We start from the raw sequence: 16,480 nt of genomic DNA on the forward strand, positions 1-16,480 counted from the left end.
GCTATTTATTCATGTTGTCTGAAAGGAACTTTTCAAGCTTCCGGTAAAATTCCTCGCGGTTTTCCTGGTTGTTGAAAATATGTCCCTCGTTCTCTTTAAGAATGTACGTAATAGGAACACCTTTCTTTTTTAACTCTTTAACAAATTGATTTGTTTCATTCACGTTAGCGCGCGGATCTTTTGCTCCCTGCGCCAATAGTACCGGAACATTAATTTTATCCGTATGAAATACAGGGGAATAGGTCCTGAAGTAATCGGCATCTTTTTCGGGATTCCCGACCATCTCATAAAACATTTGCAGGTAAGGTTTATAATAAGGGGGAATGCCCTTTATATAAGTAAACATATTAGTAATACCCGAATATGAAGCGCCGCAGGAATATAAACCGGGTTGAAAACACAGGCCGGATAATGCCGCATAGCCTCCAAATCCAGAACCATAAACTGCTATTCTTTTAGGATTAGCAATATCCTGGCTGATGAGCCATTTTACGCCATCCGTGATGTCATTCTGAATGGTTGTACCCCAGCTTTTGAAACCTGATTTCCAAAAGTTTTTCCCATACCCGGTTGAACCACGATAATTAATTTGAAAGACGGCGTAACCCCTGTTTGCCAGGAATTGCACTTCGGAATTGTATCCCCAGGAAGTGCGAGAAGCAGGGCCGCCATGCGGAATTACCACAACCGGCAGGTTTTTGCCATCAGAGGATTTTGGTAGCGTCAAATAACCGTTTATGATTAGACCGTCGCGTGATGTAAATTGCACCGGCTTCATTTCACTCATTTCACTTTCCGGGAGTGAAGGATTCACGTCGCTTAGCTTTACGAGGTTCTTATCGTTCAATGTATACTTATAGTAAGCTCCGGGAGTTTTGTCATTAAATGTTCTGACAATTAGCTTGCGATCAGTTGAGTCGCGTGATACTATTCGCACCTCTGAGCCCGGAAGTTTAGCTTCAAGGTCCTGAAAAATAGCTTTAACGCTATCGTCAAGGTAGTGGCGCTGTTTTTTGAAATTCTCATAAACGGCGTAAGTAACCTTCATTAGTTTCGACGAATAAGAGCCTTCAGAAACATCCACGTCTTTATGGCTGAATAATGTTCTTTCTTCCTTACCCGTTTTGCAATTGAACTGGACTAAAGCCGTTTTATCGCGATTCTGATTAGACAAGGCGTAAATACACGCACGGTCTTTGTCGGAAAAACAGAAGCCAATAGGTGCAATCGATGTTTTAAAATTGTTGGTTAAAACCGGCGAAAACTTTTTGGTCTCGTCCAGCCTGAAAAGTAACGTTTCATTAACCCCGTCGCTGGCCTCCGCTAAGCGGATTTTTCCTTTTTCATCCGCATACCATTCAGTGATATTACCAGGATTTTTGGCGGCTTGTTTAAGTTTATAGGTTTTAATATCGAGCCGGTAAACATCAAACAAGGATGAATCTCTGATATTTAACGCGATAAGAAGTTGATTGTCAATAACACGGTAATTGTTTAAGATCTTGATCTTATAATCGCCCTGGGGCATAAAGTCCATGAGCGACGCAGTATTTTTGTCAACGGCGTATAGCCGCACATTTTCTTTACCCGCGCGATCCTTCATATAAAACAGTTTATCGTTATCCACCCAAAAGTAAGAAGCAATATTACGATCTGTTTCATTAGTAAGCCGGCAGGTTTTGCCAGCAGAATCCTGCACATAAATATTTAACCTGTTGTTATAGGGCTGTAAATATGAAATGCATTTTCCATCGGGCGATATCAAAAATGACGTTTTTACGGGATTACGAAAGAATACCTCCAGCGGGACACGCTTAGCCCTCTCAGGCCGGCGGCATCCAACAAAAGCCATTAAAAGTATAATCCCGTAAATCGGTTTTATGTTAAACATTGATAGGTAATAGTTCTGAAACTTAACGTAATTATAATCTTTAAAAACTTATTAAAGCCGACAAAAACCTAATGCAACCACATTTTTACGTTAGATATTTATGCTTAAAGTGTTTAGCGCTTTAAATCTAATTGTTAATTTTAAAAGTGCGTTCGATATTGAAAATATTCATTTTTTTGGTCAGCAGCTTTTTGGCTGCGTCAAGTTTTGCGCAATCCGAAACCGAAGCCTTATTGGCAAGGCAGTATTACCAAAATGGCGATTACGACAAAGCGTCGGTTGCTTACAAAAAACTCTTCAGTCAAAACCCGGAATTGTTTTATGACGGCTATTTCAACACACTTTTAAAGCAGCGCAATTATTCGGAGGCCGAAAAAGTTGTAAAAAAGCTCTATAAAGAATCACCTGATAACTATTCCTATGGTGTTGACATCGGACGGGTAACTGCGGAACAGGGCCAGGAACAAAAGGCTGCCGAATGGTATAATAATCTGATTACTGCCTTACCGAAAAATGAAACCGCGATAAGAAACCTTGCAACAGAATTTTACAGGGCCGAACTTTACGATTATTCGATTAAAACTTTTCTCTACGGGCGGCGGCTGATAAAAGACGAAAAGGCATTTGCCTTTGATCTGATCTCGCTGTACCGTTTCCAGAAAAACAAGTCTTTGCTTGTACAGGAATACCTGAATGTCATTGAAGATAACCCTCAGGTTCAAACACAAGCCCTTAATATTCTTTCTTCGGTATTTGAAGACCGCGCAGATTACGATTCATTTAAAATAGCGTTGTTAAAACGATTACAAAAAGATCCGCAAAGCATTCCCCTAACCGAAATGCTGCAATGGCAATATATGCAGCAAAAAGAATATGATCTGGCATTACGCCAGTCGATAGCACTTGATAAGCGGCTAAGAGAAAATGGCGAGCGGATCTATGAGTTATCATTTACGCTTATTTCGAATAAGGCCTATACTACCGCTATTGACGGATTGCAATATCTTATTGAAATGGGCAAGGACAGTCAATATTATATCCCGGCGAAAATTCAGTTGTTGAATGCAAAAAATCAAATGCTGACGAGCGGCAAATTTGCTCAAGGCGATATCATACAACTTGAAACGGACTATAAAAATTTGCTTGCCGAATTTGGAAAAAGCAGCAGCACCGTTTTTGCCATGCGACAACTGGCCAGTTTACAGGCTTTTTATCTTAACAAACCCAAAGAAGCTGAAGCACTCCTGGAAGAGGCCGTTAAAATGGTTCGCATCACACCTTCTGTCATCGGCCAAACAAAACTCGAATTGGGCGATATTTACATTTTGACCGGCGAGCTTTGGGAGTCATCGTTGGTTTACGGGCAGGTGGAAAAGCAGTTTGCCGACGAACCAACCGGCCAGGAAGCGAAGTTCCGCAACGCGCGTCTTTCTTATTATCAGGGCGACTTTAGTTGGGCCAAAGCACAGCTAGACGTATTAAAAAGTTCCACATCCCAATTGATAGCAAACGATGCCCTAAATCTAAGTTTATTGATTTCTGAGAACTCGGACACGCAGGCAGATAGCAATGCGTTGAAAATGTATTCAAGAGCGGACATGGCGATCTTCAAAAACAAGCTACCCGAGGCAATCACCATTTTGGACAGCATAGACAAGCAGTTTCCGGGCAATTCCTTAGTTGATGATATTTTAATGTCGAAAGCTAAAATATTAATCAAGCAGGCAAACTGGCAACAAGCGGCCGTTCAGTTACAACAGATCATTGCAAACTACAGTTATGATCTGTGGGCCGATGACGCTGTTTTCACGCTCGCCGATCTGTACGAGAATCAGCTTAACGATCCGGCAAAAGCAAAGGAATTATATCAGAAAATCATTACAGACTATCCGGGCAGTATGTTTATCAGCGAAGCCCGTAAAAGATTCCGCAACCTTCGCGGTGATAATATTGGATAGAAAGTAACGTATCTATTAGTAAATTCGCCGCATGTTTTTGTACAACATCACAGTAATCGTCGATTACGATATCGAGTCCCAATGGCTTACATGGATAAATAATGAGCACCTGCCTGCTGTTATGGATTTGGGCTTTGTAACATCAAACCGGCTGCTTAAGGTTCTCAATTCGCCAAACGAAGGTATTACCTATTGTATTCAGTTTGTTTTTGAAACCCATGAAGCGTACGAATCGTATGTAACTCTTCACGAAAAAAATCTTATGCAGGCGCATGCGGACCTTTTCACCAACAAGCACGTGCTGTTTACTACATTAATGGAATACATAAATTACGAATGAATTTTTTAGAAACTCCTATTAAAGATCTGCTTATAATCGAGCCTAAGATCTGGAAAGATGATCGCGGCTATTTTTACGAAAGTTATAACAAAAAGCTATTTCAGGAAGCCGGCATTGAAGCCAATTTCGTACAGGACAATCAGTCATTTTCGCAAAAAGGCACTTTAAGAGGATTACATGCACAGGCAAATCCATTTGCGCAGGGAAAACTGGTTCGGGTTATCCAGGGAAAGGTAATTGACGTTGCTGTTGATATCCGAAAAAATTCGCCGACCTACGGACAGCATTTCAGCGTTGAACTAAGTGGTGATAACTTTAAAATGTTTTGGGTGCCGCCTGGCTTTCTGCACGGATTTGTAACTCTTGAAGACAATACAATTTTTACCTATAAGGTGACAAATCTGTACGATAAAGCATCAGAAATTGGCGTTTTATGGAACGACACCGACTTAAATATCGATTGGGGAATAGCGCTTGATGAAGTGATTTTATCCGAAAAAGATAAATTGCTTTCCCGCTTTGCAGACCTGAAAAGTCCGTTTTAAAAAAGAAGGGGTATCAACATGATATCCCTTCTTTTTATTTATTTAATGAGGTTATAAAGTTCATCGAGCTTGGGCGATAAAACAATCTCTATACGCCGGTTATGGCTCCTCGCTTCCGCATTGCCAGCTTTATCTATTGGCTGATACTGACCTTTTCCAGTAGCTGTTAAACGCTCTGCAGGAACTTTCTGCTCGTCCGTCAAAAATCTGACTACTGATGTAGCACGAAGAACGCTCAAATCCCAATTGTCCTTAATTTGGCCAAGATTTAGCACACGCTGATTGTCGGTGTGTCCTTCTACCGCGATGTTGATATCTGGCTGTGTTTTTAACACCTTCGCTAATTCTGTCAGTGCCTGTTTTCCTTTTTCATCGATAATAATGCTTCCAGTATCAAATAACAGCTTATCGGTCAATGATACATAAACTTTTCCATTACGGATATCGACGCTTAAGCCGCTTTTCTGAAAGCCCAGTAAGGCCTGCTGCAGCTTTTCCTTTAAGGCATTCGTTGCCTCATCACGTTTGCGTAGTATATCTTCTACTTCTTTCAATCTCGCTTCGCGTGCTTTCAAATTGTCCGACAGCTTGTTAATCTCAGATGAACTGTTCTTTCGAAGCGAACTGTAATTTTTGTCAAGCCCCGTAATTTTGTCTGTCAGATCGGCTATCCGCGAATTAAGGCGGGCAGTATCTGCACGCAACTTTTCAATTTCGTCCTCCAGGCTTCCAATTTTCAAGGTCGCTTTATCAAGACTTGTCCCCAGCGAGTCCTTTTGAGCTAACAATGCATTATACTTTTTAGTCGAAAGAACAATACAGGAATTTAAAGAGGCAATAACAAACAAGAGGGGAATAAAAAAAAACTTATTCATCATACAAGGTTAGGTTTGGAATAACACGCCTCAGGCTGTGGCGTTGTGTAAAAATAGCATAAATGGCTGCACGCTTTCAAATACTGAAGAAAGATGTTGTTCAAATTTTTTATTTTGAAACATTTCTTCCTTTATTTCATGAAGTACGATGAAGCTTTTAAGTTTCAAGAATTCTATGTGTGAGTGATCAACAGGATATCCTTTTGGCATCGTCTTAAGCTTATCCTCCGTGGATAATGTACCGTAATATTTTTTAAACAACGGTTTGTTGATGATCTCGTCGAAATCAGAGCCGTTATAATCGATTTCCTGGCGTATTGCTTTCAATCTATCGGTAGGCGGTTGCCAATCTCCGGCAGCGATAAATGAATTTCCCGGTTGCACCTGGATATAATAGGAAGCGCCATCAAAGCTTTTGCCCTTGGGTGATATACCGATGCCGAAGTTATTTTTGTAAGGAGTTTTATCTTTACTGAACCTGATGTCGCGATAGATCCTGAAAACCGACTTAGCAGGATCAAGATCTGCAGGAATGACAGGATCAATTTTTGAAAGGACGCGGATTAGCGAGCTGGCAAAATCCTCTACATTTTGCTTTGCGTCTTCGTATGACGGCTTATTTTCCGCGAACCACTCACGGTTATTATTTTCGGCGAGCAGCCGTAAAAATTCGAAAGTACTTTTTGAAATCATTCAGTATCGTAAGCAGCATTGTAATGAACTTTTGGCGACAACAAATGTAAAAGCAACACCCTGGAGTATCGGTAGTTAAACGGCGCCAGCACAATACTCCCCCCAATTACCGTCGCTATATAAAGCCAAAAATTATCAAAATCTATTTTACCGGATAAAACATAAGTAGCCACACCAAGGGTCACCATTTCGGCAACGTTAAGCGCATAACTTACATACATCGCAGCGTAAAAGTATCCGGGTTCGATTTCATAACGCAAGCCGCAATGCGGACAATGCTCATGCATATGCTGGACTTTAAAACCGTACATCGAGGTAGCGAACAGATCGCCGCGCCTGCAACGGGGGCACTTAGCATGTAAAATTGCGTTGAATTTGGTAGTTGCCATTAGGATTAGTTTAAGTTGATCTTCTCCGGTTTAATGTCAATATTTACGTTTTTGCGACGATATTTTTTGTACCAGAGATAGCCAACTACTCCAACAGCAATATATGGAGCTGCAAGCAGTAAAAGAACTCCGTCGTTCAATCCCCTGCCCTCTGTGTTCCCGTTAGCAACGGAAGCATCTGCATTTAATGTACACATAGCACATTGAGCCTGCAGCCTGTGCTGTGAAAAAGCAGTTAATCCTACGAGCAAAATCAAAATTCTCAGTGCTTTCATAATGCAAAGATAACGCCGATTGTCAAGAGTTTAACTCTTAATTTCGGTTAAATTGACTAGAAATTATAGTACGGAGAAATCATCAGGTATACGATAACTCCGGTAACGGTTACATATAACCAGATCGGAAAACTCCACCTAACCAGCTTCCTATGCTTCTCAACCTGCATTTGTAATCCGCGATAGAAACTTAATAATATTAACGGCAAAACTCCGGCTGCAAGTACGATATGGGTTATTAAAATAACGTAGTAAATGTACCGGATCGAACCGGCCACTGCGATTTCCTGTGCTGAAAGCTCACCATTATGATCTAAGTCGCCATAACGGGTTTCAGGCGCCAGGTAGTGAAACAAAATATAGGAAATCAGAAAAAGCGAGGAAAGAAAAAACGTAATAACGTTGATCCGCTTATGAACCGTAATGTTTTTCTGTTTAATAAAGTAAAGTGACACCAGCAACAATACGCTGCAAGTTCCATTGATAATAGCGTTGAGCTTTGGAAGAAAAAATGTAAATGACGGCAGGACCGTTGGCGCAGGTATAACTTTCCTGTTAAGTATCACAACCACTAAAAAAACTACAATTGAGATAATAGTTACGAGCCTGAATATGAGTTTATCGTTCATGCGTTTAATAAAACACCAGGAATTACCTGATAGTTACCGGTTCCTTTATATTCCGAAGCTCTTCGGCGATAAGGACCTTAATTTCATCTGTAAGTTTGTCAACCTGTTCAGGAAGATTCGAATCATAATAACCGCGAATCCTTCGTTTCGGGTCGATTAGTACCAGCATCGGTGAATGAATAATATTATTTTCCGTAAGAGTGTCTTTTACAGCATCAAGCAAAAAGTCATCTTTGGCCAACGAATAGATAAGTGACTTGTCGCCCGTTACAAAATCCCATTTACCGGCCTTCGCCTGATAACTATCAGCGTATTTTTTTAAGACGGCTGGCGAATCATAGTCGGGGTCGACGCTGATTGACAAAAAAGTAAGTAAATGATTACGGCTGTAAGTATCTACAACGCGTTTAAGTTGCTGGTTCATGTTACGGCAAAACGACGGACAACGGGTGTAAAAGAAATTTACAACAGTAATCTTACTCGTGTCTGCCGCAAATTTCAGCTGGTTGCCTGCTTGATTAGTCAGCTGAAATTCGCGTACCTGGTGGTAAATGGTGTCAGACACAAGCTTGCCTCGGACTTTATGAAACGTTGGCGCAACTTTTTTCGGACCGAAATAGCTTAACGGCCTGTACCTATTTTTACCCTTTTCGGTTAGTAAATAATAACAAAATCCTGGCAGCGCTAAAACGACAACCAGGATCACTAATTTTTTTAATGAAAATTTTTGTTTCATTAATTCGCCATATGTATATGCAAATATGACCCTTCGGTAAGTAGCAAAACGATAAAATAAACAATGAATATCAATGCAACAACAATTGACGTCTTGAATGCCACACGTTCAAATTTGAGGTGCATAAAATAAGCCACAATGTAAAATGCTTTCACAAGTGTTAAAATAATGTATGAAAAGTTACCAATTCCGTGATTCAATATTCCTTTTGGCAACAAGTATAACGCAATAAAAAACTCTACCGCAGTAATTCCTAAAAGGATAAAAAATACTCTCCAAATTTTTGACTTCGTCATTGTCTCATGCTCTTCGGCATGAGCAGCATGATCTGTTGTATATTGTTCAGTAGCCATGTGGTCTGATTAAACTAAGTAAAAGAAAGTAAATACAAATACCCAAACAAGGTCTACAAAGTGCCAGTACAAGCCAACTTTTTCAACCATCAAATAACTTCCGCGTTTCTGGAATACATTAAATACCGTCATCAATAAAATTATGATATTGATGAGTACGCCACTAAATACGTGGAACCCGTGAAAGCCGGTTATCGTAAAAAACAGGTTAGCAAATTGCGTCGCTCCGATTACGTCCACACCGGAATAAAATGATGGAATACTTCCCCACCAGTAACCTTCGTGATGCAAATGGCTCCACTCTCCCGCCTGGCAGCCTAAAAATGTTAAACCTCCAATGATGGTAAAAATCATCCAGATAACCACTTCTTTTTTCGCCATCCGGTGACCAGCTTCAACGGCTAGCACCATTGTAACCGAACTCAGGATCAGGATAAATGTCATAATACCAACAAATACAAGCGGGTATCCATGATCAGCAATTCCAGGTATTGATTGAAAAACTTCATCCGGATCAGGCCAGCTCATTTTACTGAACCGCTGCGCTCCGTAATAAATCAAAAAAGCAGAGAATGTGAATGCATCAGATAACAGGAAAAACCACATCATAATCTTGCCGTACTCAATCTCGAACGGAGATCTTCCGCCATCCCAGGCTCCGGTTTTTACCTCATCTAATTGTGATACAGTGGTAGTACTCATTTAAGTGAAATTATTGGTTCAAAAGTAAGAAAACATATAAATAAATCCATAGGATATCGATAAAATGCCAGAATATAGAAGTTGTCTCCAGCCTGAACATATTGCGTACTTGGGCGATATTCCGGATGTTGCCAAGCAGAGCTCCTAAAACCATCATCAAACCCGCAAAAATGTGCACAAGATGAAATCCTGTAAAGACATAAAGAAAAGATTGAGACGCGTTATTATTTATAAAATATACACCCTGATCGACGAAAGTCTTCCATGCCTGCAATTGCAGAATGAAAAATAATATTCCAAGGGCCATTGTTAAGATCAGATAGATCTTTTCCTGCTTAAACTTTAAACGCTTACCGCTCAGATACGCCATATGCATTGTTACGCTGCTAAGAATTATCACAGCAGTGCTGTAAATAAAGACGTGCGGCAATAACGTTTTAATGCCGCGATTTGGATTACCAGCTGTGTATACAATAAACCCGCTTGTTAATCCGGCGAACAGAATAAATGAGGATACAATAAATAACCACACCAGAAACTTCTTCGCCTTCAAATTTGTCCGATCCTGCTCTGCAGAAGATTGTGCCATCGTTAAAATCATTTTACAATAAAATCAAATAATAAAGCAAGCTGCACTACCGGCAAGTAAAAAAACGAACCGAACATAACTTTTTGTGCAGATTTAATATCAAGCTTAACAACAAGCTGATAAGCAAAAAAACAAAAGACCAGTCCCAGGATTAATGAAAGACCGCCTAAAACATAACCGCCGAAACCCATGATAGTTGGCAGTAAACTCACCGGAATCAGGATAATTGTTGCCAAAAAAGTCATTACCGCACTTATTCGGTCTCTTTTCGTAGTTGGCAACAAACGGAAACCAGCTTTTTTATAGTCATCGTCAAGTACCCAAGCAATACCCCAAAAATGCGGAAACTGCCATACAAATTGGATCAAAAATAGAATAATCGGAATCCAGGATATTCTTGGATTATCAAACGCAGCAAAGTACCCGATAAGAGGGGGCAAAGCTCCCGGGAAGGCGCCTATAAACACCGCGATAGGCGATTTTCGTTTCATCGGTGTATAAAGAAACGCGTAAAGAAAAATCGAAAATACCGAAAGCACTCCCGTCAGGAAGTTCAATTTTACTAAAATTAAGGTGCCCGCCAATCCCATGAATAAACTAAGTACCAAGGCTTGGCCTGTTTTCATTCTTCCGGAAGGAATTGGTCTGTCGCTGGTCCGCGTCATTAACTTATCCAGATCTTTTTCAATGATCTCATTAAATCCGTTTGCCGCCCCAGTAACCAGAAACCCGCCAACGGTAAGAATAACCCAATTTATCCAATTGATTGCGCCTTGTTCCCTGCTTCCAATAAGAAAGGACACTGATGCAGAAAATACTACCAGGAAAGTAAGCCTCAGCTTTATTAATTTTTTAAAATCTGATATAAAATCTTTCACCCTTATCTCGCTAATTTCCTGTAAAGTTTGTTTCGCTTTAACAAAAGCAACAAATACAGCTGTGCCCCGAAAAGCAACGTTGCTAAAAAAATATGTATTGCCTGTGCGACTGCCGGCAAAGCAAGATATGCTAACACGATACCTGTAATTATTTGCAATAGTAGAACAAGCATAATAACCGACGCATACCTGAACTGCATCCCATTCAACACATACCTTCCCCTGATCATAAAAAATGTTACGCTATTTAGTATAAAAACCAGTAGCGCTAAATCACGATGCACATTAAAAACCGTTCCCACCTTAGCTACCCATTCGGATCGGTTAAACTGCCCCATTGAATCTGCAATCGCATCGATACTTTCCCTCACTTCTGACCCTAAAATAATCTGAATAATCGTCACAGCAAATGCTGCTATAGCAAATACCCGTACATTTTTAGCTGGTTTGCTAGCCAGTAAGTTCCTGTCGCGAAGCATGCGTGCCTGAAAAAACGTATAAATACTTATGCCGATAATTAACAAAGCCAGCAGCATATGCACCGTTACAACCCAGGCAAGCAAATTTGTTGAAACTACGATGGAACCCAACCATCCCTGAAAGCCTACCAAAATCAGGTTTGCGAAGCTTAAAAGAAATATTCGTTTTCTTGATTTAAGATAGGTTACCGAAAATATCAGACAAGCAATTAAAAATAGACCGCTTAACGCTCCCACTAATCGATTCACATATTCCGTCCAGGTTTTACCAGCATTAAAAGCTTCCGGCTCGAGAATACTCTTGTCATCTCTTATTCGTTGAGCAAGTTCCCGGTATCCAAACATGTCTAGCATCTTGGCAAAGCGATTGTTCTTTGCGACCCTCTTCGCAACATACCGTTCTTTGTATCCTTCGGGCAGCTGTTCGATTGATGTTGGCGGAACATACCGGTCAAAACATTTAGGCCAGTCCGGACAACCCATACCAGACCCTGAACTTCGTACAATTCCGCCAGCTAAAATCACCAAAAAAAGAGAAATGATAGCCAGCATATTAACTATCAAAAACCTCTTTTCACTTGATGGATACATATTTTTAATAAAATGGGGTATCTGTAAGTAAAAACTTACGGCAGATACCCCATGAATTGTTTTATAATAATTTAGTTAATCCGCTCTGCCACATGTTCCTTTTCCCACTCAAGTTGAATACGTTCAGCTTCAGTGTTACCTTCGAAATCATGAGGTAAGTTGGAACTCATAGTTTCAGAGAAAGGCGTTGTTTGAGGAATAAAATCTTCATAATGTCCAGGCTTGCTGTAATCATACGGCCAGCGATAAACTGTTGGAATCTCTCCAGGCCAGTTGCCATGAAGGTGTTCTACTGGAGTAGTCCATTCCAATGTATTCGACTGCCATGGATTTTGTGACGCCTTTTTACCATAGAAGATTGAGTAAAAGAAGTTCCATAGAAATGCTATCTGGCCCAAACCTGCAACGATAGCAGCCCATGATATAAATTTATTCACCGTTAACCACTCCTTCATGAATTCAAATTCAGTGAAAGCATAGTAACGACGCGGTACGCCATCTAATCCCATAAAGTGCATTGGGAAGAAAACAAGATAAGCTCCAATAAACGTTACCCAAAAATGCAGGTATCCAAGCTTCTCGTCCATCATTCTCCCAAACATTTTAGGGAACCAATGATAAACTCCGCAAAGCATACCGAAGATCGCAGCCGATCCCATTACAAGGTGAAAGTGAGCAACCACAAAATAAGTATCATGCAATGGAATATCTAACGCGGCGTTTCCAAGGAAAATACCTGTCAAACCACCAGAGATAAAGAACGACACTAAACCAATACCGAACATCATCGCTGGTGTGAAACGAATGTTTCCGCGCCAGAGCGTAGCAAGGTAGTTAAAGGTTTTAACCGCAGAAGGAACCGCAATAATCAATGTTGTAATCATAAATACTCCGCCCAGGAATGGATTCATCCCTGTAACGAACATATGGTGACCCCAAACGATAAAGGATAATACCGCAATACCAATTAACGAATAAACCATCGCGTGGTAACCAAAGATCGGCTTACGTGAATTTGTAGCAATAACCTCTGATGTAATACCCAATGCAGGCATAATAATGATATAAACCTCGGGGTGCCCTAAGAACCAGAACAAGTGCTGGAACAAGATCGGACTACCACCTTGATTTGGCAGTACCTGCCCGGAAAGCACGATATCTGATAAATAGAAGCTGGTACCAAAGCTACGGTCGAATATTAACAATACCACACCGGCAACTAAAACCGGGAATGATAATACGCCTAATACCGCAGTCAGGAAAAACGCCCAGATTGTAAGCGGCATCTTCCACATATCCATACCTTTTGTACGCATGTTTAATACAGTACTGATATAGTTCAAAGATCCAATCAGGGATGAAGCTATAAACAGAACCATACTAACCAGCCAAAGGGTCATACCTGTTCCTGACCCGGATATCGCTTTTGGCAATGCAGAAAGTGGCGGATAAATCGTCCAACCCGCACTCGCTGGCCCGCTTTGCACGAAAAATGACGAAATCATAATCACACTGGAAATAAAGAATAACCAGTATGAAAGCATATTCAAAAACGGCGACGCCATATCACGGGCGCCAAGTTGCAACGGAATTAGCAAATTACTAAATGTACCACTTAGACCGGTTGTCAATACGAAGAAAACCATGATGGTACCGTGAATAGTAACCAATGCTAAATAGAAATCCGGCTTTATACGCCCGCCTTCAGCCCATTTACCTAAAAATGTTTCTAATAAAGGAAAAGTTTTATCAGGCCAGCCTAACTGGATACGGAACAGGATCGATAAAAACATTCCGATAAGTGCCATGATAATCCCTGTGATCAGGAACTGCTTGGCAATCATTTTGTGATCCTGGCTAAAGATGTATTTGGTTATAAATGTCTCTTTATGGTGGCCATGATCATCATGATGACCATGATGCTCTAATGTATGTTGATGTTGCATTGTTGTGCTTGACATAATCTCTCCTGTATTAATTTTTTAATGCAATTTTATTTTCAGACCCGGCCGCTGATTTAGCAGCTGCCATTTGAAGCTCCTTCTTAACATCATCATTATAGAATAATGATTGCTTTGTTAACCATGCTTCATATTCCTTTTCGCTAACCACCGTAACTTTGACCTGCATGTTGTAGTGACCTGCTCCACAAATTTTAGCACACAGTAACGTGTAATTGTAAGTAGGGTTGTTACGTTTGATCCTAATTTCTTCCGTGGTGAAACGAGGAGTAAACTGGAAGTAAGTTGGCATACCCGGAACAGCATTGATCTGCGCCTTCATGTCAGGAATATAAAAACTATGCAAAATATCTTTGGAATTGATAGTAAAGCGAACAGGTCTGTTAACCGGAAGCACAATTTCGCCACCTAATTTATCATCCCAGCTATTCTTATCTTTGTAGTCAATACCGAGGTTATTTGTAGCCTTGATCAGTTTATAATTTTTAATACCCAGTTTATTATCGGCACCTGCGTAACGAATGTTCCATTTGAATTGCTCACCTGTTACTTCTATGCTGATTGCTTTTTTCTGATCAGCCTCAGAAATATTGGTGATACTTCTCCAGGTAATGAATCCGTAAAGTACTAAAACCGCGAGTACGATTGCAGGAACAATTGTCCAGATACGCTCGATGGCATTGTTATGCGGGTAATAATATGCATTACGTTTATCTGATCCTTTATATTTATATGAGAATCCGAACAGCAAAATATGTGTTAACACGAAAACAATACCTGTAATAATTGCCGTGATGTTAAACATGCTGTCAAGACGTGCGCCATGAACCGATGCAGTTTCGTGGATACTCATCGCACCTTGCACTTTAAACGACCAGTAGGCGCCATATAATCCTGCTATCAGCATTACCGCGAACAAAGTTCCCTGTATACGGTTCCAATTAATCTTTGAAGGTTTGTTATTGATATCACCCGTTAGCTCATAAACTCTGAGCACTTTTCCTACGATGCCAAGGAACACACAGAATAAAAAGAATAAAAGGAAATAATAACCTGCCGATTTGTAAACATCTGAGTTATCAACTTCCGGCCTTGGAGCGTCTACGCCACCACCTGTCCATGATAACATTGTTGTATCAACATCTGTACTTATTAATGGAGCAGACATAGGTGCCTTTTGTACAGAGTCAGTAGCTGCTGCTATGGCGCCGCTTGTTGAGGCCTTGGCAGTAGAATCAGCTTGCTGAGAATATGCCGGTTTACTTGTGGCAATTGCACAAATTACCAGCAGCGTAAAAATTGGCTTGATATTTAAAACTTTACTTAAACCCATTTCTTTATTATCGAATACGTATTACCGTAATTTATCTTTGCTCTATTTAAATATGATGATGCAAGCTTTCGTCCAGGAACGGATGATTAACAGGCACTAATGACTTTTTGCTCAAAGCGTTAAGCATCAGGAATGAGAATAATCCAACAAAACCTATAGCTGTACCTATTTCAACGATTCCGAAAGTGCGTTCAGATGCTACAGTTCCAGGCATGATCATCATATAATAATCTAACCAGTGACCACACAATAACAGGATGGCAACGAACAACAACATACCTTCTTTACGTTTTGCATCCCTGGTCATTAAGATTAAAACAGGCGATACAAAATTGATAATAATATTTAACCAAAACCATGGCTTATATTCCGGCTCCCAGCGCTTATAAAAATACACGGTTTCTTCCGGCATGTTAGCGTAGTAGATCAACAGGAACTGTGAGAACCAAACGTATGTCCAGAAGATTGAAAAAGCGAACATAAATTTACCAAGATCATGTAAATGGTTGTCATTGATCCAGGTTAGATGACCAGAACGTTTTAACAGGATTACGGTAATAGTAATTGCACTTAAACCGCTAACCCACATCGCTGCAAAATTATACCAACCGAACATAGTAGAGAACCAATGAGCTTCTAGTGACATAATCGTGTCAAATGCCCAGATCGGTGTCGTAAAGCCAAATACAACTAAAAATGCTGCAGACAATGCGAAGCTTTTGTTGTAATTTTTCATACCTCCCTCTAAATCCTCATTGTTAGAATATTTTGTAAGGAAATAACCAAAAATGCAATAAGCACCCAGGAAAACTACTAAACGGGTTAAAAAGAACGGAACATTCAAAAAGCTTGATTTTCCTATGATAACCGGATCATGAGCTGCTTCTTCACTGTGCCAGTGATGATATAAGTTATGCGTGAATAAACCTGAAGCGCATATAATGATTAGTATCAAAGCTGCAATAGGCAAAACCTTTGCAAATGCCTGCGGAATACGAAGTAAGCCTGCTGACCATCCGGCTTGTGCCATATATTGCACGGCGCAAAAGAACAATCCTGCCGCGCAAACACAGGTAAAGTAATATCCCATCAATAACAAGTTGGCGAAAGTGCGCTCTGCATGGTTTGTTAAAAAACCATAGGCAATAGCCAAAACGCCGATAACGATGGCGATCAGACTCCAGGATTTAGGTTTTCCTGTAAAGTAAAATCGTTCTGAGAAATTATGTGTATGATTATGAGTTCCCATCTGGTTATAGCAAT

General features: G+C 40.4%; 18 protein-coding genes. 3 read left to right on the forward strand and 15 right to left on the reverse strand.

The features are described from left to right. Window position 1: 1 nt before the first annotated feature. Window positions 2-1,891 carry a S9 family peptidase gene (locus tag GS399_RS00245; RefSeq protein ID WP_160842501.1) on the reverse strand — a complete coding sequence of 630 codons (1,890 nt, stop codon included), beginning with the start codon at window positions 1,889-1,891 and terminating at the stop codon, window positions 2-4. Between the two features lie 158 nt (window positions 1,892-2,049). Here GS399_RS00245 and GS399_RS00250 point away from each other — a divergent pair, with 158 nt between their 5' ends. From GS399_RS00250 to rfbC, 3 genes are read left to right on the forward strand one after another with little or no spacing between them, the layout of a single operon-like run. Next, entirely contained in the window at window positions 2,050-3,849 is a 1,800-nt protein-coding gene (locus GS399_RS00250; RefSeq protein ID WP_160842502.1) for a tetratricopeptide repeat protein, read from the forward strand. Between the two features lie 31 nt (window positions 3,850-3,880). After that, the gene (locus GS399_RS00255) at window positions 3,881-4,189 is read left to right on the forward strand and encodes a DUF4286 family protein (RefSeq protein ID WP_160842503.1); all 309 of its coding nucleotides are present in this window, start codon (window positions 3,881-3,883) and stop codon (window positions 4,187-4,189) included. After that, window positions 4,186-4,734 carry a dTDP-4-dehydrorhamnose 3,5-epimerase gene (gene rfbC / locus GS399_RS00260; protein ID WP_160842504.1) on the forward strand — a complete coding sequence of 183 codons (549 nt, stop codon included), beginning with the start codon at window positions 4,186-4,188 and terminating at the stop codon, window positions 4,732-4,734. The genes GS399_RS00255 and rfbC overlap by 4 nt, the downstream gene beginning before the upstream one ends. Window positions 4,735-4,772: 38 nt before the next feature. Here rfbC and GS399_RS00265 read toward each other — a convergent pair whose 3' ends face one another. From GS399_RS00265 to GS399_RS00330, 14 genes are all read right to left on the reverse strand, one after another. Beyond that, window positions 4,773-5,612 (reverse strand): OmpA/MotB family protein, encoded by an 840-nt coding sequence (locus GS399_RS00265; RefSeq protein ID WP_439649241.1) that lies wholly within the window; start codon window positions 5,610-5,612, stop codon window positions 4,773-4,775. Window positions 5,613-5,639: 27 nt separating this feature from the next. Further along, complete coding sequence (locus tag GS399_RS00270) at window positions 5,640-6,302, reverse strand: DUF2461 domain-containing protein (protein WP_160842505.1); 663 nt, start codon at window positions 6,300-6,302, stop codon at window positions 5,640-5,642. Continuing rightward, on the reverse strand, window positions 6,299-6,691 hold the full coding sequence (locus tag GS399_RS00275; RefSeq protein WP_160842506.1) for a DUF983 domain-containing protein: 393 nt from the start codon (window positions 6,689-6,691) through the stop codon (window positions 6,299-6,301). Before GS399_RS00275 ends, GS399_RS00270 begins: the two co-directional genes overlap by 4 nt. Before the next feature lie 5 nt (window positions 6,692-6,696). After that, window positions 6,697-6,966, reverse strand: coding sequence for a hypothetical protein (locus GS399_RS00280; RefSeq protein ID WP_202409344.1), 270 nt, complete (start codon window positions 6,964-6,966; stop codon window positions 6,697-6,699). A gap of 56 nt (window positions 6,967-7,022) precedes the next feature. Further along, the gene (locus tag GS399_RS00285; protein ID WP_160842507.1) at window positions 7,023-7,595 is read right to left on the reverse strand and encodes a DUF420 domain-containing protein; all 573 of its coding nucleotides are present in this window, start codon (window positions 7,593-7,595) and stop codon (window positions 7,023-7,025) included. A 22-nt stretch (window positions 7,596-7,617) separates the two neighbouring features. Next, on the reverse strand, window positions 7,618-8,331 hold the full coding sequence (locus GS399_RS00290) for an SCO family protein (RefSeq protein ID WP_160842508.1): 714 nt from the start codon (window positions 8,329-8,331) through the stop codon (window positions 7,618-7,620). Continuing rightward, a complete protein-coding gene (locus tag GS399_RS00295) occupies window positions 8,331-8,684 on the reverse strand; it encodes a cytochrome C oxidase subunit IV family protein (protein ID WP_160842509.1) in 354 nt (117 codons plus the stop codon). Before GS399_RS00295 ends, GS399_RS00290 begins: the two co-directional genes overlap by 1 nt. Before the next feature lie 9 nt (window positions 8,685-8,693). Then, window positions 8,694-9,386 (reverse strand): cytochrome c oxidase subunit 3, encoded by a 693-nt coding sequence (locus GS399_RS00300; RefSeq protein WP_160842510.1) that lies wholly within the window; start codon window positions 9,384-9,386, stop codon window positions 8,694-8,696. Between the two features lie 10 nt (window positions 9,387-9,396). Then, window positions 9,397-9,975: a cytochrome c oxidase subunit 3 gene (locus GS399_RS00305; protein WP_237487829.1), complete on the reverse strand. Its 579-nt coding sequence runs from the start codon at window positions 9,973-9,975 to the stop codon at window positions 9,397-9,399. Between the two features lie 8 nt (window positions 9,976-9,983). Then, window positions 9,984-10,853, reverse strand: coding sequence for a heme o synthase (gene cyoE, locus GS399_RS00310; protein ID WP_160842512.1), 870 nt, complete (start codon window positions 10,851-10,853; stop codon window positions 9,984-9,986). A gap of 2 nt (window positions 10,854-10,855) precedes the next feature. Next, entirely contained in the window at window positions 10,856-11,923 is a 1,068-nt protein-coding gene (locus GS399_RS00315) for a COX15/CtaA family protein (RefSeq protein WP_160842513.1), read from the reverse strand. A 71-nt stretch (window positions 11,924-11,994) separates the two neighbouring features. Then, entirely contained in the window at window positions 11,995-13,869 is a 1,875-nt protein-coding gene (locus GS399_RS00320; protein WP_439649242.1) for a cytochrome c oxidase subunit I, read from the reverse strand. Window positions 13,870-13,897: 28 nt separating this feature from the next. Next, on the reverse strand, window positions 13,898-15,217 hold the full coding sequence (locus GS399_RS00325) for a cytochrome c oxidase subunit II (RefSeq protein ID WP_160842515.1): 1,320 nt from the start codon (window positions 15,215-15,217) through the stop codon (window positions 13,898-13,900). 46 nt (window positions 15,218-15,263) lie between these two features. Further along, the gene (locus GS399_RS00330; RefSeq protein WP_160842516.1) at window positions 15,264-16,466 is read right to left on the reverse strand and encodes a quinol:cytochrome C oxidoreductase; all 1,203 of its coding nucleotides are present in this window, start codon (window positions 16,464-16,466) and stop codon (window positions 15,264-15,266) included. Between the last annotated feature and the right edge of the window lie 14 nt (window positions 16,467-16,480).

This window comes from Hufsiella arboris, from assembly GCF_009834875.1.
GTDB lineage: Bacteria > Bacteroidota > Bacteroidia > Sphingobacteriales > Sphingobacteriaceae > Hufsiella_A > Hufsiella_A arboris.

Bases quoted from the DNA above. Each gene is read 5' to 3' on its own strand.
- GS399_RS00280 (WP_202409344.1), bottom strand. From the start codon at position 6,966: ATGAAAGCACTGAGAATTTTGATTTTGCTCGTAGGATTAACTGCTTTT.
- GS399_RS00330 (WP_160842516.1), bottom strand. From the start codon at position 16,466: ATGGGAACTCATAATCATACACATAATTTCTCAGAACGATTTTACTTT.
- GS399_RS00245 (WP_160842501.1), bottom strand. From the start codon at position 1,891: ATGTTTAACATAAAACCGATTTACGGGATTATACTTTTAATGGCTTTT.
- GS399_RS00325 (WP_160842515.1), bottom strand. From the start codon at position 15,217: ATGGGTTTAAGTAAAGTTTTAAATATCAAGCCAATTTTTACGCTGCTG.
- GS399_RS00275 (WP_160842506.1), bottom strand. From the start codon at position 6,691: ATGGCAACTACCAAATTCAACGCAATTTTACATGCTAAGTGCCCCCGT.
- GS399_RS00285 (WP_160842507.1), bottom strand. From the start codon at position 7,595: ATGAACGATAAACTCATATTCAGGCTCGTAACTATTATCTCAATTGTA.
- GS399_RS00320 (WP_439649242.1), bottom strand. From the start codon at position 13,869: ATGCAACATCAACATACATTAGAGCATCATGGTCATCATGATGATCAT.
- GS399_RS00300 (WP_160842510.1), bottom strand. From the start codon at position 9,386: ATGAGTACTACCACTGTATCACAATTAGATGAGGTAAAAACCGGAGCC.
- GS399_RS00290 (WP_160842508.1), bottom strand. From the start codon at position 8,331: ATGAAACAAAAATTTTCATTAAAAAAATTAGTGATCCTGGTTGTCGTT.
- GS399_RS00305 (WP_237487829.1), bottom strand. From the start codon at position 9,975: ATGGCACAATCTTCTGCAGAGCAGGATCGGACAAATTTGAAGGCGAAG.
- GS399_RS00295 (WP_160842509.1), bottom strand. From the start codon at position 8,684: ATGGCTACTGAACAATATACAACAGATCATGCTGCTCATGCCGAAGAG.
- GS399_RS00255 (WP_160842503.1), top strand. From the start codon at position 3,881: ATGTTTTTGTACAACATCACAGTAATCGTCGATTACGATATCGAGTCC.
- rfbC (WP_160842504.1), top strand. From the start codon at position 4,186: ATGAATTTTTTAGAAACTCCTATTAAAGATCTGCTTATAATCGAGCCT.
- GS399_RS00315 (WP_160842513.1), bottom strand. From the start codon at position 11,923: ATGTATCCATCAAGTGAAAAGAGGTTTTTGATAGTTAATATGCTGGCT.
- GS399_RS00270 (WP_160842505.1), bottom strand. From the start codon at position 6,302: ATGATTTCAAAAAGTACTTTCGAATTTTTACGGCTGCTCGCCGAAAAT.
- GS399_RS00265 (WP_439649241.1), bottom strand. From the start codon at position 5,612: ATGATGAATAAGTTTTTTTTTATTCCCCTCTTGTTTGTTATTGCCTCT.